Source organism: Dietzia sp. NCCP-2495, assembly GCF_026011735.1.
In the GTDB taxonomy this organism is placed as follows: Bacteria; Actinomycetota; Actinomycetes; order Mycobacteriales; family Mycobacteriaceae; genus Dietzia.
In genome coordinates, this window is record NZ_BRVN01000009.1 from 14,147 (window position 1) to 33,552 (window position 19,406).

The 19,406-nt window shown below is 71.2% G+C and carries 14 protein-coding genes; 8 read left to right on the forward strand and 6 right to left on the reverse strand.

Annotation, left to right across the window (positions count from 1 at the left end; all coding sequences use genetic code 11):
- Positions 1-242: 242 nt before the first annotated feature.
- Genes hpt through dacB form a run of 3 tightly spaced genes read right to left on the reverse strand, consistent with a single transcriptional unit; the run spans position 243 to position 3,369 of the window.
- Positions 243-800, reverse strand: a complete 558-nt coding sequence (hpt, locus tag OPF83_RS09585; RefSeq protein ID WP_264887200.1) for a hypoxanthine phosphoribosyltransferase — start codon at positions 798-800, stop codon at positions 243-245.
- Positions 801-1,925 carry a tRNA lysidine(34) synthetase TilS gene (gene tilS, locus OPF83_RS09590; protein ID WP_375546243.1) on the reverse strand — a complete coding sequence of 375 codons (1,125 nt, stop codon included), beginning with the start codon at positions 1,923-1,925 and terminating at the stop codon, positions 801-803.
- Positions 1,912-3,369 carry a D-alanyl-D-alanine carboxypeptidase/D-alanyl-D-alanine-endopeptidase gene (gene dacB / locus OPF83_RS09595; protein WP_264887202.1) on the reverse strand — a complete coding sequence of 486 codons (1,458 nt, stop codon included), beginning with the start codon at positions 3,367-3,369 and terminating at the stop codon, positions 1,912-1,914. Before dacB ends, tilS begins: the two co-directional genes overlap by 14 nt.
- A 122-nt stretch (positions 3,370-3,491) precedes the next feature.
- Here dacB and OPF83_RS09600 point away from each other — a divergent pair, with 122 nt between their 5' ends.
- The 3 genes from OPF83_RS09600 to OPF83_RS09610 all read left to right on the forward strand — a co-directional run bounded on the left by OPF83_RS09600 (position 3,492) and on the right by OPF83_RS09610 (position 7,290).
- Positions 3,492-4,004, forward strand: coding sequence for an inorganic diphosphatase (locus OPF83_RS09600; protein WP_264887204.1), 513 nt, complete (start codon positions 3,492-3,494; stop codon positions 4,002-4,004).
- A gap of 199 nt (positions 4,005-4,203) precedes the next feature.
- Complete coding sequence (locus OPF83_RS09605; RefSeq protein WP_264887206.1) at positions 4,204-4,875, forward strand: TetR/AcrR family transcriptional regulator; 672 nt, start codon at positions 4,204-4,206, stop codon at positions 4,873-4,875.
- A 15-nt stretch (positions 4,876-4,890) separates the two neighbouring features.
- Entirely contained in the window at positions 4,891-7,290 is a 2,400-nt protein-coding gene (locus OPF83_RS09610) for an MMPL family transporter (protein WP_264887208.1), read from the forward strand.
- A 435-nt stretch (positions 7,291-7,725) separates the two neighbouring features.
- Here the strand turns inward: OPF83_RS09610 and OPF83_RS09615 are convergent, their stop codons facing one another.
- From OPF83_RS09615 to OPF83_RS09625, 3 genes are all read right to left on the reverse strand, one after another.
- Positions 7,726-8,586, reverse strand: coding sequence for a crotonase/enoyl-CoA hydratase family protein (locus OPF83_RS09615; protein WP_264887210.1), 861 nt, complete (start codon positions 8,584-8,586; stop codon positions 7,726-7,728).
- 49 nt (positions 8,587-8,635) lie between these two features.
- On the reverse strand, positions 8,636-8,854 hold the full coding sequence (locus tag OPF83_RS09620; protein WP_264887212.1) for a PspC domain-containing protein: 219 nt from the start codon (positions 8,852-8,854) through the stop codon (positions 8,636-8,638).
- Between the two features lie 242 nt (positions 8,855-9,096).
- Positions 9,097-9,879: an SDR family oxidoreductase gene (locus tag OPF83_RS09625; RefSeq protein ID WP_264887214.1), complete on the reverse strand. Its 783-nt coding sequence runs from the start codon at positions 9,877-9,879 to the stop codon at positions 9,097-9,099.
- 171 nt (positions 9,880-10,050) lie between these two features.
- On the opposite strand from OPF83_RS09625, the gene OPF83_RS09630 reads away from it, so the two are divergent.
- From OPF83_RS09630 to OPF83_RS09650, 5 genes are all read left to right on the forward strand, one after another.
- On the forward strand, positions 10,051-10,551 hold the full coding sequence (locus tag OPF83_RS09630) for an SRPBCC family protein (protein WP_264887216.1): 501 nt from the start codon (positions 10,051-10,053) through the stop codon (positions 10,549-10,551).
- Between the two features lie 144 nt (positions 10,552-10,695).
- On the forward strand, positions 10,696-14,574 hold the full coding sequence (locus OPF83_RS09635) for a Pls/PosA family non-ribosomal peptide synthetase (protein ID WP_264887325.1): 3,879 nt from the start codon (positions 10,696-10,698) through the stop codon (positions 14,572-14,574).
- A 69-nt stretch (positions 14,575-14,643) separates the two neighbouring features.
- Entirely contained in the window at positions 14,644-16,038 is a 1,395-nt protein-coding gene (locus OPF83_RS09640; protein WP_264887218.1) for a M1 family metallopeptidase, read from the forward strand.
- Positions 16,016-17,377, forward strand: a complete 1,362-nt coding sequence (locus OPF83_RS09645; RefSeq protein ID WP_264887220.1) for a polysaccharide biosynthesis protein — start codon at positions 16,016-16,018, stop codon at positions 17,375-17,377. The genes OPF83_RS09640 and OPF83_RS09645 overlap by 23 nt, the downstream gene beginning before the upstream one ends.
- Complete coding sequence (locus OPF83_RS09650; RefSeq protein WP_264887222.1) at positions 17,374-19,404, forward strand: galactan 5-O-arabinofuranosyltransferase; 2,031 nt, start codon at positions 17,374-17,376, stop codon at positions 19,402-19,404. Before OPF83_RS09645 ends, OPF83_RS09650 begins: the two co-directional genes overlap by 4 nt.
- The last annotated feature ends 2 nt before the right edge of the window (positions 19,405-19,406 follow it).

Below are 19,406 nucleotides of genomic sequence, written 5' to 3' on the forward strand. Positions count from 1 at the left end.
ATTGCGGCGCTCGACGTGCAGCCGCACCTCCCTCCCGGTTGCAAGACATCGACCCATAGTTGCGCGACATGAGGTGCGGTTCCGGACCGATTTCTCGCATGAGATGTCGTGCAACCGTCCGGGGATGTCTTGCAATCGCAGCGCGGGATCCGGACAGGCGCGAGCCCTGGCAGGCGTGGGGTCCGAGCTGGCGAGGTGAGGCGCAGTCGGCACAACGCCGGGGCGCCGGAGCCCCCGCAGCCTCAGGAATACATGCGCGGGTGCAGCTTGCCGATGTACGGCAGGTCGCGGTAGCGCTCGGCGAAGTCCAGGCCGTAGCCCACCACGAACTCGTTGGGGATGTCGAAGCCGATCTCGAGGATGTCGAGGTCAGCCTTCACCGCGTCGGGCTTGCGCAGCAGGGTGACGATCTCGATCGACCGCGGGTTGCGCGTGCGGAGGTTGCGCATCAGCCAGGACAGGGTGAGGCCGGAGTCGATGATGTCCTCGACGATGATCACGTCACGGTCCGCGATGTCGCGGTCGAGGTCCTTGAGGATCCGCACGACGCCGGACGAGCTGGTGGAGGAGCCGTACGAGCTGACGGCCATGAACTCCATCTCGGACGGAATCGGCAGTGCGCGGGCGAAGTCGGAGACGAAGATCGCCGCGCCCTTGAGCACCGCGATCAGCACGACCTCCTGCTCGACATCGGCGTACTTCTCGCCGACGGCGGCGGCCATCTCGGCGATCCGCTCCCGGATCTGGTCCTCGCCCAGCAGGACGGATTCGATCTCGTCCGCGTACTTGTCCGTCGTCATCTAGCTCCCCGATCCGCTCGCCCGGTCCATCTCCAGGACCACCTTTCCATGCCGACGCCGGGCGACCAACCTGGTCACCCGAACCTCGCCGGATCCACTGCCGCGACCTGCCGGTCCGATGCTGCTACCTGCCGATCCGCCGCCCGGAGCCGCCCCACCTCCGCCTCCCACGGCCACTCCGCCTACGGCCACGCCGCCCTGCCCGCGCCAGTCGGTGACCAGCGCCGCCACGCCCGTCAGGTGCACGTACGTCGGGGAGGCCACGCCGCCGGCGAGCAGCCAGCGCCGGATCACGCGGGTGAGCACCGCGGTGGGCAGCGCCTCGAGCGCGGCGGTGTCCAGCGCGACGTGCGGGGAGCGTGAGGCGTCACCGCGAGGAGCGTCGGCCGCGGCGGCATAGGCCTCGGCGGCGCGGCGGTCGAGCTCGTCGTCGTCGACCCCGAGCAGCTCGGCGGTGCGCGCCAGCCCTTCCGCCGCGCCACCGCCGAGCACGTCCTCGAGCAGCGGCAGCACCTCGTGCCGCAGGCGCACGCGCGTGAACGTGGGGTCGGTGTTGTGCGGGTCGTCCCACCAGGTCAGGCCGAGGACACGGCACGCGGCGCGGGTCTCGCCGGCGCGCACCCCGAGCAGCGGGCGGCCCCACGGCGCGTCCCAGTCGGCCATGCCGCGCAGGGACCGCGCGCCGGAGCCGCGGCCCAGCCCGAGGAGGACCGTCTCTGCCTGGTCGTCGAGCGTGTGCGCCAGGAGGACGGGGCGGGACCGGCGCGCGCCGTCGAGCGCGGTGTACCGGGCGGAGCGCGCGTCGGCCTCGGGGCCGGAACCGCCCTTGTCCACGACGACGACGAGGATCTCCGCCTCCGCACCGAGCCCGCGGGCTGCCGCGGCCGCGTCCCTCGCGACCTCATCCGAGCCGGCCTGCAGTCCGTGGTCGACGATCAGCGCAGTGACCCGGTCGAACTCGGCCACGGCGGCGGCGAGCAGGGCCAGCGAGTCGGCTCCGCCGGACAGGCCGACGCACACGTCGTCGCCGACCTCGGGGTGGTCACGTCGGAAGGCCCGCACCGCCGACCGGACGGTCCAGGCGTCGCCTGTCCAGGCGGCTGCGGGACGGTCAGCGGCAGCCACAGGTGCGGAGCTCCGCGGCGATCTGGTCGAGCACCGGACGAGCGATGGCGGGGTCGGTGCCCGTGGACAACAGCGCGAAGCTCATCGGCCGTCCGTCGACGCTGGTCACCGTGCCGGCCAGCGCACTCGTCCCGCTCAGCGTGCCGGTCTTGGCGCGCACCCAGCCGGCGCCGGCGCCGGAGGGGCCGTCGAAGCGGTCCACCAGGGTGCCCGACCCGGACGCGATGGGCAGGGTGTCGAGCAGGTCGCGCATCTCGCGAGAGGCGTCCGGGCCCGACGCGACCCGCAGGACGTCGGTGAGCACACGCGCCGGGATCCGGTTGCCGGCGCTCATGCCGGAGCAGTCGTCCAGGCGCACGCCGGACAGGTCCATCCCCAGCTCGGTCAGGGTGTCGGTGACCGCGGTGGCCCCGGCGGCGAAGTCCGCCTTCTGGTCCGGATGGCGGGACAGTGCCACCTCCCGGCAGACCGCCTCGGCCAGCACGTTATCCGAGTGCACAAGCATCGACCGCACGCGCTCGACCAGGTCCGCGGACGAGACCTTCCCGAGCTCCTCGCCTGTCTCCACCGGTTCCGCCGACACCCGCACCGTCTCGGGGTCCACGCCCAGCTGACGGGCGAGGATCCGGCCCGCGGCCAGGGCGGGCTCGGGGTACCGCGGCGAGTACTCGTCGGCCGGGTCCATACGCCCGCCGTCGAGCATCCACGGCTCGATCGGGGCGAGATTCCCCGAGGCGATCTCCCCCCGTGACCAGCCCGGCCCCAACCCCGGCCCCATATACGGTCCGGGGGCCACGACGATCCGTGCCGGCGTGAACCCCGCCCCACGCACGATGTCGGCCAGCTCCACCACCGTCGCCGAGCCGGGGAAGAGCGGGCCCGACTCGGAGCCCCGGGACATGGTCGGGTCACCGCCCGGGATCACGACGAGGGTCGTGGGATCGGAGCCTCGGGCGACCACCGTGTCGACGCGCTTGTCCGCCGGCAGCTGCGTGAGCGCCGCCAGAGCGGTGAGGAGCTTCGTGGTCGACGCGGGGACCTTCGGCTTGTCCGGGTCGCGCTCCCACAGCACCTGCCCCGTCGCGTCGTCCACCACCCGGCCGGCAAGTTCGCCCACCTCCGCCGAATCCGCCAACGGGGCCAGCACCCGGGCGAGCGCAGCGGGATCGGGCATCGGCGCGTCCTCGCTCACCGCGAGTAGGCCCGGGGCGCGGACCTCGGGAGAGGCGGGCAGCCCGGGTGCGGCGGCGTTGTCGTCGTCGACCTCCGTGACCAGAGCGGCCGCCACCACGGCGGCGACGAGCACCGCCAGGACCACCACGGACACACCGATCCGCCACGCCAGTGACCGGCCGCGCCACACACCCCGCTCTGCCACGGACCGCCCCCTCGTCGTCCTCGCCTGATCTGTGGCGCCGTCGAGCGCGGCGTCGTCTGCAGCCATCCACGCTAGCGGGGACCCACGGTGTCGCCCACCCCCGACACCGGAGCGCCTACTAGAATCAGCCCGGATTCCCCGGGCGCGCAGACCCGGAAACAGACAACTCCGATCAGCGAGGTACGCCAGTGTCCGTCGAAGTGACCATCGAGATCCCCAAGGGGTCGCGTAACAAGTACGAGATCCACCACGAGACCGGGAAGATCTACCTCGACCGGTTCCTCTACACCTCGATGGGATACCCGGCCGACTACGGCTACATCGACGAGACCCTCGCCGACGACGGCGACCCCTGCGACGCCCTCGTGCTGCTCGACGAGTCCGTCTTCCCCGGCGTGATCGTCAACGCCCGCGTCGTGGCCGTCTACACCATGTCGGATGAGGCCGGCGGCGACGACAAGCTCCTGTGCGTCCCCGACGGCGACCCGCGCTGGGACCACATCCAGGACGTCGGCGACGTGCCGGAGTTCGAACTCAAGGCCATCGAGCACTTCTTCCTCCACTACAAGGACCTCGAGCCCGGCAAGCACGTCACGCCCGGCGAGTGGAAGGACAAGGCGTGGGGCGAGAAGCTCGTCGCCGAGGGTCTCGAGAACTTCGTGAAGCACCCCGAGGACAAGGCCGAGCCCTTCCGGGGCTGACCCACAGCGCCCTCGCTCCGGGCCCGGCACCGACGATCGGTGCCGGGCCCCGGCCATTTCAATGAGCGGTCCAACGCCGGGGTTCGGCCGACGGTTACCCGCGCCGATCCACTGTGCCGCAGGTCACGGTGATGATCATCACGAAATTTCATGACTCTGAAACTTTGCATCGGCATGCACGATCCGTACCGTGGGCCTGGTGAGTCCCGACTGTCTCAAACCCCGCGGGCTGCGCGAAGAGAAGAAGGCGCAGACCCGATCCGCGCTGTCCGACGCCGCACTGCTGCACGTCGCCCGTGACGGCTACGAGGCCACGACCGTCGAGGCGATCGCGCGCACCGCCGGCGTCTCGGTGCGCACCTTCCACAACTACTTCCCCGGCAAGGCCGCGGTCCTCGGGCACCTGGCGACCGACCTCATCACCGAGTTCCACGGCCTCCTGTGCGACCAGAGCGACGAGCTCAGCTGCGCGGACCCCCTCCGCGGCGCGTGGCTGGCCATGCTCGGTCGACACGACGACGACATCGCGGAGCTGAGCGCACTCGTCGACGCGATCGAGACCAACTCCGACCTCCGTCGCCACCTCCGGGATTCCCACCCCGAAGTGGGTTCCCGCAACGTCCACGAGATCGCACGGCGCCTCGGCGTGGACCCCGCCGTCTCGGTGGTGCCCCACGTGCTGGTCGAGCTCTCGTTCACCCTGGCGGTCACGGTCATCCGGATCAAGGACACAGACGAGTTCGGCGGCCGCACCCACCAGGACCTCCTCCGCGAGGCGTTCACGGCACTGCCGATGCTCGTCGCGGCCCCCACCCCCACCGATCCGGCACCGGCCACCGCCGTCGCCGCCGCCCCCACCCCCACCGACTAGGAGCAGACAGACCACATGGCTTCCTTCCTCTACCGCATCGGACGGGCCTCGTACCGACGCTGGTACATCGTCCTGGCCTCCTGGATCGGGCTCCTCGCCGTGGTCGGTGGCCTGGCGGCGGCGTTCTCGGCGCCGGCCTCCAGTTCGTTCACCATCCCCGGCATCCCGTCGGAGCGGGCGCAGACCCTGCTCACCGAGCGCTTCCCCAGCGACACCGGCGAGGACCCGCAGACCGCCCCGACCTTCACGATGGTCATCGCGACGCCGGACTCCAGCCCGCTGACCAGCCCGGAGAACCAGGAGAAGGTAGCCGAGGTCCTCGACGAGATCCGCGCGATCCCCGGCCTGGCCACCCCTGACGCCGTGGGCACGCTGGGCCTGCCCGCCGAGGCGCTCGCATCCGGGGCCGAGGGCGACCTGCCCTGGGTCACCGCCGTGAACGCCCAGTCCGCCGGCCTGATCCAGCAGGCCACCGCCGCCGGTGGAGACGAGGCCCAGGCCGCCAAGGACGCCGAGACGGTCTCACCCCTCTCCCCCGATGCGTCGGTCTACAAGGTCCAGGCCGCATTCGACACCGAGATCACCCCCACCGCTATCGACATCACCGACGAGCAGCGCCAGGCGATGGACGCCGTCGCCGAGACCGGTGACTCGCTCGGCCTCGAGGTGGCCTACAACGGTCCCGCCGCCCAGGACATGGGCGCCATCGGGTTCACGTCCGAGATCATCGGCATCGTCGTGGCCCTCATCGTCCTGGCCGTCACCTTCGGGTCCATCGCCGCCGCCGGCCTGCCGATCGTCACCGCGATCGTCGGCGTGGGCATCGCCGTCCTGTCCGTCCACTCCCTCTCCGGTGTGGTGGACGTCAACGACATGACCCCGATCCTGGCCACCATGCTCGGCCTCGCCGTGGCGATCGACTACTCCCTGTTCATCGCCAGCCGCTTCAAGCACGAGATCCGACTCACCGACGATCGCGCACACGCCGCCGGTCGCGCGGTGGGCACCGCCGGATCGGCAGTGGTGTTCGCCGGTCTCACCGTGTTCATCGCGCTGGTCGCCCTCACGGTCGTGGGGATCCCGTTCCTGTCAGTGATGGCACTCGCCGCGGCCGGCGCCGTCGTGGTCTCCGTCCTCATCGCCCTCACGCTCCTCCCCGCGCTGTTCGGCGCGCTCAAGGGCAAGGTCTTTGCCGGGCGCCTGCCGAAGATCACCGCGCCCGACCCCGAGGACGACGGCGTCCACACCGCCGGCGAGCGCTTCGCCAAGGCCATGCGCGCCAAGCCCTGGATCGGGCTCGCCGGAGGCGTGATCATCCTCGCGCTGCTGGCCATCCCGGTGGGCTCCATGCGACTGGCCCTCCCGTCGGACACCACCATGGAGAAGGGCACCCCCGCCCGCGACGCCTCCGACCTGCTCGAGCGCGGCTTCGGCCCCGGCGCCAACGCCCCGCTTCTGGCGATCGTCGACGCCGCCGAGGTGCCCGCCGACGAGCGGATGTCGGCCTTCCAGACCGCGGCCGCCGACTTCCGCGAGATAGACGGCGTGGTCAACGCCCAGGTGATCGGAACCAACGGCGACCCCGCCGACCCGGCCAGCGCCGACACCGCACAGATCCTCGTCAGCCCCACCACCGGTCCGACCGACGAGGCCACCGAGGACCTGCTGCACACGATGCGCGATCACGCCGACGCGTACACCGCGGAGACCGGCGCGAACTACGGCATCACCGGGCTCACCGCCATCCAGGCCGACGTGTCCGAGCGACTGTTCGACGCACTTATCCCCTACCTGGCGATCGTCGTGACCCTGGCATTCCTGCTGCTCATGGTGGTGTTCCGCTCGATCGTCGTGCCGCTCACCGCCGCGCTCGGCTTCCTGCTGTCCGTGCTGGCGACGCTCGGCGCCACCGTCGCGATCTTCCAGTGGGGCTGGCTCGGGCTGGTCGAGGGCACTCCGATCATCAGCTTCCTGCCGATCATCCTCATCGGACTGGTCTTCGGCCTCGCCATGGACTACCAGGTCTTCCTGGTCTCGCGGATGCGGGAGTCGTACTCGCACGGCGAGAACGCCGGCGACGCGGTGGTCCACGGGTACAAGTACGGCGCCCGCGTCGTGAGCGCCGCCGCGGTGATCATGATCAGCGTGTTCGGCGCCTTTATCTTCATGGACATGGCGTTCATCAAGACGATGGGCTTCGCGCTCGCGGCGGCCGTGTTCTTCGACGCCTTCATCGTCCGCATGGTGGTCATGCCGTCGCTAATGTACCTGCTCGGCGACAAGGCCTGGTGGCTGCCCGGATGGCTGGCCCGGATCCTGCCGAAGGTCGACATCGAGGGCGAGAACCTCGCGGTCGAGGCCCCCGGTGCCGCGCGCACCGACGCTCAGGACCGGGAGATGGTCAGCGTCAGCTGACTCCGGACCACCTGAAATACGCAGAGGGTTCTGCACACGGCTCCCGACAGGGAGGTGTGTAGAACCCTCTGCTCGTTGTGCGTGGGGCCGCTGTGCGTCGCGTCGTTGCTAGTCTCGTCGTTGCTCGTCGCGGCCCACTGACCGCTGCCCGCTGACCGCGTCGGGCCTGTTTTCAGCATCGAGCTTGCGGTCCCGGCCCCACGCATAACCGAACGAGCCGTCACTCCGGTCAGCGTTTCCCCAGGTGAATTCTCGGGAAAACGTACCGGAGTGACGGCTCGCGGTTTGCAGGCGCGGGCTCGCGGCGGGCGGGAGGCCTCGCGGTTTGCAGGCGCGGGCCCGCGGCGGGCGGGAGGCCTCGCGGTTTGCAGGCGCGGGCCCGCGGTAGGCAAGTGGCGGGCGGCGGACTCGCGTCCGGGGCCGCCCGCCGGCGGGTCAGCGACCGGTGTACTTGGCGTCCCGCTTCTCGAGCGCGGCGCCGATGGCCTCCATCATGTCGGCGGAGGCCAGGAAGCCCGCGTTCCACGTCGCGACATAGCGGTTCGACTCGTGGATCGGGCCCTCGATCGCGCGATTGAGGACCTCGCGGACACCGCGCACGACGAGCGGCGGGTTGTCGGCGATCTCCGCGGCCGTGGCGTGTGCGGACTCGAGGACACCGGCCGCGTCGTCGGCGACGTGGGAGATCAGGCCGTAACGCAGGGCCGTCTCGGCGGTGATGTCACGGCCCGTCAGGGCGAGCTCGCGGGTCAGGCCGGAGCCGATGATGTGGGGCAGGCGCCCCAGCGTGCCCATGTCGGCGACGATGCCGACCTTGACCTCGCGAATCGAGTAGGTCGAGTCCGCCGACCCGTGCCGCACGTCGCACGCGGAGATGAGGTCGATCGCACCGCCGATGCACCGCCCCTGGACCGCGGCGACGGTGGGGGTCTTGGCCGCGGCCACCGCGTCGATACCCCGGCGCATGGTCTCGACGAAGTCGAGGATGCGCTCGTTGCGTGAGGCGTCAGGCGTCTTGTCTTCGGGGAGGAACTCCATGAACTGCGGCATCATCGCCATGAGGTCGAGACCGTAGGAGAAGTTACGGCCGTCGCCGGCGATCACCGCGACACGGATCTCGGGGTCGGCATCGAGCTCGGCCATGACCTCGGGCATCTCGGCCCAGAACTCCGGGCCCATGCCGTTGTTGCGACCGGGGCCGATGAGGGTCACCTGCGCGACATGCGGGTGACGGGCGCCCTTCTCAATGCGGACGGAGGCGTACTCGCCGGGGGTGGGGGTGCTGGAATCGTTCATGGGGTCAGCCTGCCATGCCCCGGCCACCCCGGTCCCGGGCAGTATCGGATCAGGCTCCGGAATTCGGCATCACGAGCCACAGGATTAGGTAGAGCAGAACCTGCGGTCCGGGCAGCAGCAGCGCCGCGGCGAACAGGATCCGGACCAGCGTCGGGTCCACCCCGAAGTAGTTCGCGACACCGCCGGCCACGCCACCGATCCATCGGTCGTCGGACCGGACCAGCCGCTTGGCGCCGGAGGGATTGCCGGAAGTGGGAATACTGGTCATGACGGAACTCCTCGGTGTCGTCGTCAGATCGGTTGTCTCCGGGGGCTCTCCCCCGGTGACTTCCACTGTCCTCCCGCACGATCGATCCCACATCGGGGAACGACCCGACCCCGTCCCTGATCTTCACTGGCCGACACCCCTAGGGGTGCGACGGTGCGCCGGGGCCGGGCAGGGCCGGGCCGGTCAGGGCGCAGGACCGGGCCGGGGCCGGGGCCGAGGTACAGACCTGACGAGCGGACCCGTCAGGTGTGGAACTCCCCGCAGTCCACGGTGAGCGTCTGGCCGGTGATCGCCGACGAGCGGCTCGACAGCAGGAACAGGACCGGATCGACGATCTCCTGCTCGGACGGCAGGCGGCGCAGGTCCATCTTGGCGGCCATGTGCTGGTAGACGTCGTCGGTGGAGCCGCCGTACTTCTCGGCGAGGGACTCGAAGTAGGCCTTGAGGGTGTCGCCGTAGATGTAGCCGGGCGCGACCGTGTTGATGCGGATCCCGCGCGGGCCGAGCTCCGTGGCCAGTGAGTGGGCCAGCGCAACCAGCGCGGTCTTGGCGATCTTGTAGCCGGCGTAGCGCTCGCGGGAGTGGTGGATGACCGCCGAGGCCATCATCACCACCGAACCGCCTCCCGCCTCGAGGAGGTCCGTGAACTCCTGCGTCGCGCGCAGGGCGCCCATTACCGAGAGGTCGATGCCGGCGGTGATCTGGGCGTGGTCGGTCTGCGCGAGCGACTTCATGCTGGGCACCGCGAACGCACTGTTGACCAGGCCGTGGACGGCGTCGGTGTGCTTCTCGACGGTCTCGCGAAGCGCGCGCACCGACTCCGGGTCCGTGGCGTCGACCGTCGCGGCGATGGCCCGGCCGCCCGCCTCGGTCACCTCGGCGGCGAGCTTCTCCAGTCGCTCGGCGGACCGCGCCGCCACCACGACGGCCGCGCCCTCGCGTGCGGCCTCCAGCGCGAGGGTCCGGCCGAAACCGGGGCCGGCGCCGATGATCACGATGGTCTTGTCCGTGAGTAGCCCTGTCATAGATGGACATACAACCAGGAGGGTGGCGGTCGGCGGGGCGGGTTGTGCGATCCGGTAGAGGTGGGCGCGGGGCCGGACCGCGACGGCAGGTGGCCCGCGGGGGTCCCGCGGAGCGCCTCGCCTGTGGTGTGCTGGTGGCGATCTCCCGAACTCCATCCCGAGGAGCACGTCATGACCGACCAGGCCGAGCCGAACCAGACCGCCCCAGACGCCGCCCGCTTCGTCGTGGACCACGAAGTGTCCGCGTCTCCGTCGCAGGTGTTCGCCCTGCTGGCCGATCCCGCGCGCCACCACGAGACCGAGCCCGGCGACTGGGTGCGCGAGGCGATCGACCCGGCGCCGATCACCGAGGTCGGCCAGGTGTTCGGCATGAACATGGGGTTCCCGCAGGACGGCACGCCGTACACCATGCACAACCGGGTGATCGCGTTCGAGCAGGACCGCACCCTGGCGTGGGAGCCGGGCCAGTACGACCAGAACGGCGAACTCGGCACCGGCGGGTGGACCTGGCGGTACGACCTCGAGCCCACGGCCACCGGCACCCGGGTCCGGCTGACCTACGACTGGAGTGCGGTTCCCGACGTCCTGCGCGAGCAGTTCAGTTTGCCGCCGTTCCAGCCGTCGTTCCTGGAGAAGTCGCTGCAGCACCTCGAGGCCGCGCTCGCCCGCTGACGGCGGCGCCCGACAGAGCCCGCTGATGGCGGCGCCCGACAGAGCCCGCTGACGGCGGCACCTGCCGGACCCCGGGTGGCGACGCCCATCGGCGCCCTGGCGTCGGTGCCTGACAAACCCCCGGCTTTCCCGCGTCAGCTCTGGATGTTCACCTCGGCGGGATACCATGCGCCGGTGCACACCATCCCCGCGCAGTATCTCCGCAGTTCAGACGCCCCTGACCCGCGGACGTTGATCGATGTCCTCGGCAGTGCCGCCGAGCGTCATCCCGATGCGCCGTGCCTCGACGACGGCACGCGGGTCATGTCCTATTCCGAGGTGTGGCGGGAGATCCACACGTCGGCGCGGTGGATGCACGACCAGGGCGTGGGCGCCGGGTACCGGGTGGGGATCCACATGCCGTCGGGCACGGTGGAGTTGTATCTGTCGATCCTGTCGACGCTCGCCGCCGGCGCGGCGTACGTGCCGGTCGACGTGGATGATCCGGCCGAGCGGGCGGAGCTGGTGTTCGGCCAGGCGGAGGTGGCGGCGGTCTTCACCGCGGAGGGCCTGCGGGTCACCGCCCCGGGGCGGGTGGTGGACGAGGGACGACGACGAGGCCCGGTCGGCACCGACGACTGCTGGATCATCTTCACCTCCGGCACCACGGGCCTGCCGAAGGGTGTGGCGGTCTCGCATCGCAGTGCGGCGGCGTTCGTCGATGCCGAGTCCCGGATCTTCCTCCAGTCCGAGCCGCTGGGGCCCGGGGACCGGGTGCTGGCGGGGCTGTCGGTGGCGTTCGACGCCTCGTGCGAGGAGATGTGGCTGGCGTGGGCGCACGGGGCGTGCCTGGTCCCGGCGCCGCGGTCGATCGTCAAGTCCGGTCTCGATCTGGGGCCGTGGCTGCGGGAGCGTGACATCACGGTCATCTCGACGGTGCCGACGCTGGCGCAGATGTGGTCGGACTCGATGCTCGCGGGTGTCCGGATGGTGATCCTCGGTGGCGAGGCGTGCCCGCCGGAGCTCGCGGCACGTCTGGCCGGTGGTGGGCGCGAGGTGTGGAACACCTACGGCCCCACCGAGGCGACGGTCGTCTCCTGTGCGGCCCCGATGGACGGGGTCGGCGAGGTGTCGATCGGTCTGCCACTGGACGGGTGGGATCTCGCGGTGGTGGACGCCGAGGGGCAGCCGGTCGGCCTCGGCGAGTCGGGCGAGCTGGTGATCGGTGGCGTGGGTCTGGCCCGCTATCTCGATCCCGTAAAGGACGCCGAGAAGTACGCGCCGATGGCCACCCTGGGCTGGGAGCGCGCGTACCGCTCGGGCGATGTGGTGCGACTCGAGGAGGACGGTCTCTACTTCAACGGGCGTGTCGACGACCAGGTCAAGATCGGTGGCCGACGCCTCGAGCTCGGCGAGGTCGACACCGCGGTCTCCGCTCTCCCGGGGGTGAGCGCGGGCGCGGCCGCGATCAAGAAGACCGATGCCGGACAGTCCGTCCTGGTGGCGTATCTCGTGGCGGAGGACCCGGACACCTTCGACCTCCCCTACACGGCGGGCCTGCTGCGCGAGACCCTGCCGTCGGGCGTGGTCCCGCGGCTGGCGCTGGTGGACGAGCTCCCCACCCGCACGTCCGGCAAGGTGGACCGCGCGGCGTTGCCGTGGCCGCTGACGCAGACCTCGGCGTCGGAGTCCGAGCTCGACGGCACCGAGGCGTGGGTCGCCGAGCTGTGGTCGGGCGCCCTCGGTGCCGACGTGTCCGGCGTGGACGAGGACTTCTTCGCCCTCGGCGGCGGCTCGCTGGCCGCGGCGCACGTGGTGGCGCGGGTCCGCGAGCGGTTCCCGGCCGTCACGGTCAACGACATCTACGACAGGTCCCGGCTGGGCGATTTCGCGTCCTTCCTCGACGAGCTCGAGCCCGAGGCCGAGGTGGAGATCCGGGAGGTGCGACCCGTCGGCCGCGGCGCGCAGATCGTCCAGGTGCTCTCCACGATCCCGTTGCTCACCATCACCGGCCTGCAGTGGCTCACGTGGCTTGGTATCGCGAACAACATCGGTGCCGAACTGGGCGTGACGTGGGCCAGGCCGGTGTCGTGGTGGGTGCTCGCGCTCATGGCGGTCCTGCTCCTGCTGCCCGTCGGCCGCATGCTCGTCACCGCCGGGATCTGTCGTCTGCTTCTGGCCGGCGTGACTCCCGGGGTGTACCCGCGGGCCGGGTCGGTTCACCTGCGGATCTGGGCCGCCGAGCGTCTCGTCGAGTCCTCGGGCACGGCCTCCCTCACCGGCGCCGGCTGGCTGTCGACCTTCGCCAAGCTCCTGGGCGCGAAGATCGGTCGGGGCGTGGACATGCACACCCTCCCGCCGGTGACCGGCCTGCTCACGGTGGGTGACGGCGTCTCGATCGAGCCCGAGGTCGACCTGGCCGGCCACTGGGTCGACGGCGACGTGGTCCACGTCGGTGCCATCGAGATCGGCGCGAACGCCGTGATCGGCGCCCGGTCGACCCTGCTGCCGGGGTCGACCATCGGGGAGGGCGCCCACGTGGAGATCGGCTCCGCCGTGGTGGGCACCGTCAAGGCCCGCAAGCGGTACGCCGGGTCGCCCGCCTTCAAGCGGGGCAAGAGGGGGTCGAGCTGGCCTGCCGAGCCCGCCCCGCACAGCCGCGTGTGGAGCTCGATCTACCAGGTGTCGGCGCTGGTACTCGGCGGGATGCCGGTCGTGGCGATCGCCGCCGGGCTGGTCCTGGTCGTGTGGGGAGCCCGCGACGCGGACGGACCGGCCGAGCTGGCCCTGCGGACCGCACTGTGGTCGATCCCCGGAGCTCTGCTCGCCTTTGCCCTGTTCGCCCTGTTCACCCTCGTGGCGATCCGGGTCCTGTCGTTCCGCCTGGCCCCGGGGTTCCACCCGGTGCACTCGAGGATTGCGTGGCAGGCCTGGTGCAGCGAGCGGATCATGGACGCCGCCCGGAACTGGCTGTACCCGCTGTACGCCTCGATGCTCACGCCCGTGTGGCTGCGGATGCTGGGTGCGAAGATCGGCAAGGACGTCGAGGCGTCGACGGTTCTGCTCATCCCGTCCCTCACCACGGTCCGCGACGGGGCGTTCCTCGCCGACGACACCATGGTCGCCCCCTACGAACTGGGGTCGGGCTGGATGCGGCTCGAGCACGCACAGATCGGCAAGCGCGCGTTCCTCGGCAACTCGGGGATCGCGTCGGCGGGCCGGAAGGTCCCCGCACGCGGGCTCGTCGCGGTGCTCTCCTCGGCTCCGCAGAAGGCCAAGAAGGGCACCTCGTGGCTGGGCTCCCCGCCGCAGAAGCTCCCGCGGGCCGTCACCGATACGGACGGCGCCCGCACGTACGAGCCACCGAAGCGGCTCAAGGCGGCGCGTGGCGCCTGGGAGACCCTCCGACTCATGCCCGTCTGGCTGTCGTTCCTGCTGCTGGTCAGCGTGCTCGTGCTCATGCAGACCGTCCACGACCGCTGGGGCTTCGCGGTGGCCGCGCTGACCTCCGGTGTCGTGCTGGCCTACGCCGGGCTGGTCGCCCTGGTGCTGGCGGTGCTCGCCAAGTGGATCTTCGTGGGCCGGATCCGCGCAGGCGAGCAACCCCTGTGGTCCTCGTTCGTGTGGCGCAACGAGGTCGCGGACTCGTTTGTCGAACTGCTGGCCGCGCCGTGGATGGCCCGGCCGGCCACGGGCACGCCCGTCATGAACGCCATGCTCCGGCTCCTCGGCTCGCGCCTGGGTCGCGGCGTGTGGTGTGAGTCGTACTGGCTGCCGGAGGCCGACCTCATCGCGCTCGGCGACGGCGCGACCGTCAACCGCGGCTGCGTGGTCCAGACCCACCTCTTCCACGACCGGATCATGCAGATCGACCGCGTGGACCTGGAGGCCGGCGCCACACTCGGGGCGCACTGTGTGACCCTGCCCGCGTCCTCGATCGGCGAGGGCGCCACCGTCGGTCCGGCCTCGCTCGTCATGCGCGGCGACCGGATCCCGGCCGGCACGCGCTGGCAGGGCAACCCGATCGCGCCGTGGCGGGGCTGATGATCCCCGGGAGCGGGGCTGACGCAACACGAAAGGCGGTGTCGCGGGTCAACTAGACTCGCGCAGGTCATGGAACTCAGGGCAGTGAAACGAGACCTCGTCGCCAAAGTCGCGGCTCCCCTCAACCCGTCGCGCACCGACCCCGTCGACCCATATCTGCCCACCGCGGGCAACCACGGGTACCGGGTCTCGCGGTACGAACTGGATCTCACCTACAAGATGAGTTCCAACAACCTCCGGGGCCAGGCCGTCATCAGCGGCACCGTCACCGAGTCGCTCAAGACCCTGCACCTGGACCTGTCGCAGCACCTCACCGTGTCCAAGGTGACCATGGGCGGCGGTCGGAGCGTGCGCTGGTCGCGTCCCCGCGGCAAGCTCGCGGTGACGCCCTCCGAGCCCCTGGCCGTGGGATCGACGTTCACCATCACGATCCGCTACTCCGGCAACCCGCGACCCATCCGCGGCTCGTGGGGCGAGGTCGGCTGGGAGGAGCTCACCGACGGCGTCCTGGTGGCCAATCAGCCCAACGGTGCCGCCAGCTGGTTCCCCTGCGACGACCACCCCTCCTCCAAGGCCCCGTTCCGCATCAAGCTCACCACCGACTCGCCCTACCGGGCCGTGGTCACCGGCACGCTCGTCGCCAAGAAGCGCAGCGGCAGCATGACCACGTGGGAATTCGACCTGCCCTACCCCACCTCCACGTACCTCGTGACGGTGAACCTCGGGCAGTATGAGCACCTCGAGGTCAGTGGCGGCAAGGTCCCGTTCCGGGCCTATCTGCCCGCCGACCTCAAGCGCGGGTTCCGCGAGGCGTTCGACAAGCAGCTCCAGATGATCGACGTGTTCAGCGATCTCTTCGGCCCGTACCCGTTCGACCAGTACAAGGTCGTGATCACCGACGACGAGCTGGAGATCCCGCTCGAGGCCATGGGCATGTCGACGTTCGGCCGCAACACGTGTGAGGCGAACGGCGCCGACGAACGACTGATCGCCCACGAGCTTGCCCACCAGTGGTTCGGCAACGCCGTGACCGCCGCGGAGTGGAAGCACATCTGGCTGCACGAGGGCTTCGCCTGCTACGCGGAGTGGCTGTGGACGGAGTTCTCCGGCGGGGCGGACGCGGGCAGCCACGCCCTTCGCTACTACTCCAAGCTGCAGAACTCGCCGCAGGACATCCTGCTGGCCGATCCGGGGCCGGGGGACATGTTCGACGACCGCGTCTACAAGCGCGGCGCCCTGACCCTGCACGCGCTGCGCCTGACGATCGGCGACGAGAAGTTCTTCGAGCTCCTGCGCGCCTGGGTGGCCAGGTACTCGGGCAAGAACGTCACCACCGACGACTTCCTGCACATGGCCGCCGATCATTCCCCGGTCGACCTGCGGCCGCTGTGGAACGCGTGGCTGTTCTCCGAGCCGCTGCCGCCCACCCTCGGCATGCCCGATGGCCAGCCCGGATCCCGCTGAGCCCGGGACCGACACCGCGCCCGGCCCGGATTCCGCTCGGCCGGCCGCGGGCGGTCTGCGAGCGCTGACCATGGCCACCCTGTTCGCCGCGGCGTCGGGGTACCTGGTCATGCTCATCGCCGGCCGCGCGCTCGGCCCGGCCGACTATCCTCTGTTCGCCACGTACTGGGGCGCGTTCTTCGCGCTCGGCGGCGTGGCCAACGGTCTCATGCAGGAGGCCACCCGCGCGGTGCGGTCGGCGCGTCAGCTCGCCGCGCAGGACGACGACAACGCCGCCACCACCAGACCGCGGGCCGCCGTCCCGCCGCCCGGTCCCCGCGTGAGGCTTCTGCCGTCCGGCCTCGTGCTGGGCGTGGCCCTGGCGGCCGCCGTCGTGGTGAGCGCCCCCGCCTGGACTTCCGTCGGCCTGCCGACGTTCTCGGGCCTGGGCGTGGCGATCATGGCGTTCGGCATCCTCGGCTTCAGCCTCCAGGCCGCGACCGCCGGCGCCCTGTCCGGCACGGAGAAGTGGGGCCTCTACGCCGTCCTGGTCACCGTCGACGCCGCCCTGCGTCTGGTCGTGGCGGGGATCGCCTGGTGGATCGGTGACGCCGCACTCGGGTTCGCGCTGGCCACCGTCGCCGGAGCCGTGACCTGGGCTCTGCTCGTGGCCCTGTCCCCGGCCACCCGCTCGGCCCTGGCCTCCGCTCTCGATGTGGGACGCGGCCAGTTCTGGCGCAACACGGGCACCGCGATGCTCGCCTCCGCCGGCACCTCGGCACTGGTCACCGGGTTCCCGCTGTTCGTCACCGCGACGGCCCGGCCCGATGATCCGGCCCCGCTCGTCGGTGCCGTGATCCTCGCGATCACCCTCACCCGCGCTCCCCTGCTCGTGCCGCTCACGAGTTTCCAGAGCGCGATCATCGTCTACTTCGTCGAGCGCCGCCGGCAGGGGCCGCGCGCGTTGGCGCTGCCGCTCGCCGCCGTGACCGCGGTCGGCGTCGTCGGTGCCGGGGCCGCCTGGCTGCTGGGACCGTGGCTGATCCGGGTGCTGTTCGGCGCCGAGTTCGAGCTGTCCGGTCCTGTCCTGGCCGCGCTCACCGCCGCGTCCGTCGGCACGGCCGCGCTCATGGTCACCGGCAACGCCGCCCTGGCCTTCGACCGCCACCTGCTCTACAACGTCGGCTGGTGGGTCGCGGTTGTCGCCGCCGCGGCACTGCTCGTCGCCGTTCCCGGTCCGCTCGATGTCCGCTCCGCGATCGCCCTGCTCGCAGGACCGGGCATCGGCGTCCTGGTGCACATCGCCGGCCTCGTCGTCGTCACCGCCCGGTCCTCACCACTCGAGGAACGCGACCAGTGACGGCCCCGCGCCCCGTGGTGGACCCCCGCTCCCTCGCGCGGCGGGCGGCCGAACTGCTCGCCGGGCTGCTCGTCGCCGTGGTGATGGGCGCGGTCACGCTCGGCGTGATCAGCCTGCTGCCGTTCGTCGAACCGAGCTGGCTGCCCGAGGCGTTCGGGGCGACCCTGGCCGCGGGGTTCGTGGTGCTGGCCGGCTGGCTGCTCCTGCGGCGCGGCACCGGTGACCGGGGCCTGTGGGCGCTCGGCACCGCCGGCCCCGCGTTCCTCTCGGCCTCGCACCTCGGCCTGCTGCTGAACGGGACGCCGCACTACCTGTTCGGGCTCGGCGGCGACCAGATCAACCGGGTGACCTACCTGACCCGGTTCGCGGACTCAGCCGCCCTGTCAGACCCGTTCTACGCCGACGCCGCACCGTTCTACCCGCCGCAGTGGTTCTGGGTCGGCGGGCGACTCGCGGCGCTGCTCGGCGTGGACGGCTGGGAGTTCTACAAGCCGTACGCGATCGCCACCATGGCCGTCGCCGGCGCGATCGCGTTCGTCTCCTGGCGCTGGCTCGTCCCCGCCCGGCTCGCGGTCCTGTTCGGCCTGGTCACCTCGGTGATCGGCGGGCACACCAACGCCTACGAGCCGTACTCGTGGATCCTCATCTGTCTGCTTCCGCAGGTCGTGGTGGCGACGATCCTGCTGTGCCGAGGCGTCACCGAGCGACGCGGTGCGCCCGGCCCGTCCGCCTACCGCGAGCCCACGTGGCCCCTCGTGGTGACCATCGGCGTGTACCTCGGCTGGGCGGCGCTCGGCTACACGCTCATCGCGGGCTTCGCGGCGCTGCTGGTCGGGCTGGTCGTGGTGATCGCCGCGTGGCGGTGGCGCCACCACCGCGAGACCGTCCGGGCGCTCGCCGGCCGGCTCCTGGGGATGGCCGGAATCTCCGCCGCGATCGCCCTCATCACGTGGCATCCGTACCTGGTGGCCGTGCTCGGCGGCGCCGAGACCGAGCCGTCCGTGGCGAACGACTTCGCGCCGGAGTCCTCGGCCAGTTGGCCGCTGCCGATGTTCGAGGTGTCCGCCGCGGGGCTGCTCTGCCTGATCGGCGTGGTGTGGGTGGTGGTGACCGTGTGGCCGTCAGGCGCCGGCAGGGTCGCCGGGCGCGGGGCCGAGGCGGTGCGGGCGCGGGTCGACGACGACGACACCCCGCTCCCCGCCGATCCTCACACGACCTCGCTCCCCGCCGGCCCTCACGCGACCTCGGGAATCCTGCCCTCGCCCGACCGTCAGTTGGTGCTGGCCCGCGCGTTCGGACTGAGCACGGTGACGGTGTTCGCGTGGTTCGTCCTCTCCGGACTGCGGGCCGTCACGGGCAGCTCGCTGTTGCCGTTCCGCATGATCCCGCCCCTCACCCTCGTCCTGGCGCTCGCCGGCGTCGTGGGCGCTCTCGCCCTCGCCCGTTGGGCCGCGGCGACCTCACCGGCGAAGTCCCGCGGCAAGGTCCTGGCCGCGGCGGTGGTCGTGGCCGGGCTCGCAGCCGTGCAGATGGTGCAGCACGTCTCGGAGGAGGACACGAAGTTCGCCGCCGCGGCACGGACGAATACCGGGATGCCGCAGGACGTCCTCGGCGCGATCGAGGAGATGACCCCGCATCACCAGCCGTCGGACCTGGTCCTGCTGAGCTCGGATCCGAGACTGTCCGCGTATCGGCCGTACTTCATGTTCCAGGCGCCCTCGCAGGCCTACGCCACCCCGACCGGACGCTACGAGGCCCGCACCGAGGAGCTCCGCGAGTGGTCGCGGGCCGGTTCGCCGACCGAGTTCGCCGCCGCCATGGACGCCAGCGACTTCCGCGCGCCCGACGTCCTGGTTCTCGACCGCGACGACGCCGGACGCTGGTCGTTTCTCGCCACGATCAACGAGATGCCGCGCGTCCAGAACAACTCGCGGGAGAACATCGCGTTCCGGCCAGCGCAGTTCGCCGACCCGGAGCTGTTCGAGATCCGGTTGCTCAAGTCGCAGGTCGTGGTGGTGCGGCGGTAGAG

Coding starts and splice junctions, on each gene's coding strand:
- hpt (WP_264887200.1), bottom strand. CDS start 800: ATGACGACGGACAAGTACGCGGACGAGATCGAATCCGTCCTGCTGGGC.
- dacB (WP_264887202.1), bottom strand. CDS start 3,369: ATGGCTGCAGACGACGCCGCGCTCGACGGCGCCACAGATCAGGCGAGG.
- OPF83_RS09610 (WP_264887208.1), top strand. CDS start 4,891: ATGGCTTCCTTCCTCTACCGCATCGGACGGGCCTCGTACCGACGCTGG.
- OPF83_RS09615 (WP_264887210.1), bottom strand. CDS start 8,586: ATGAACGATTCCAGCACCCCCACCCCCGGCGAGTACGCCTCCGTCCGC.
- OPF83_RS09620 (WP_264887212.1), bottom strand. CDS start 8,854: ATGACCAGTATTCCCACTTCCGGCAATCCCTCCGGCGCCAAGCGGCTG.
- OPF83_RS09625 (WP_264887214.1), bottom strand. CDS start 9,879: ATGACAGGGCTACTCACGGACAAGACCATCGTGATCATCGGCGCCGGC.
- OPF83_RS09630 (WP_264887216.1), top strand. CDS start 10,051: ATGACCGACCAGGCCGAGCCGAACCAGACCGCCCCAGACGCCGCCCGC.
- OPF83_RS09635 (WP_264887325.1), top strand. CDS start 10,696: ATGTTCACCTCGGCGGGATACCATGCGCCGGTGCACACCATCCCCGCG.
- OPF83_RS09640 (WP_264887218.1), top strand. CDS start 14,644: ATGGAACTCAGGGCAGTGAAACGAGACCTCGTCGCCAAAGTCGCGGCT.
- OPF83_RS09645 (WP_264887220.1), top strand. CDS start 16,016: ATGGCCAGCCCGGATCCCGCTGAGCCCGGGACCGACACCGCGCCCGGC.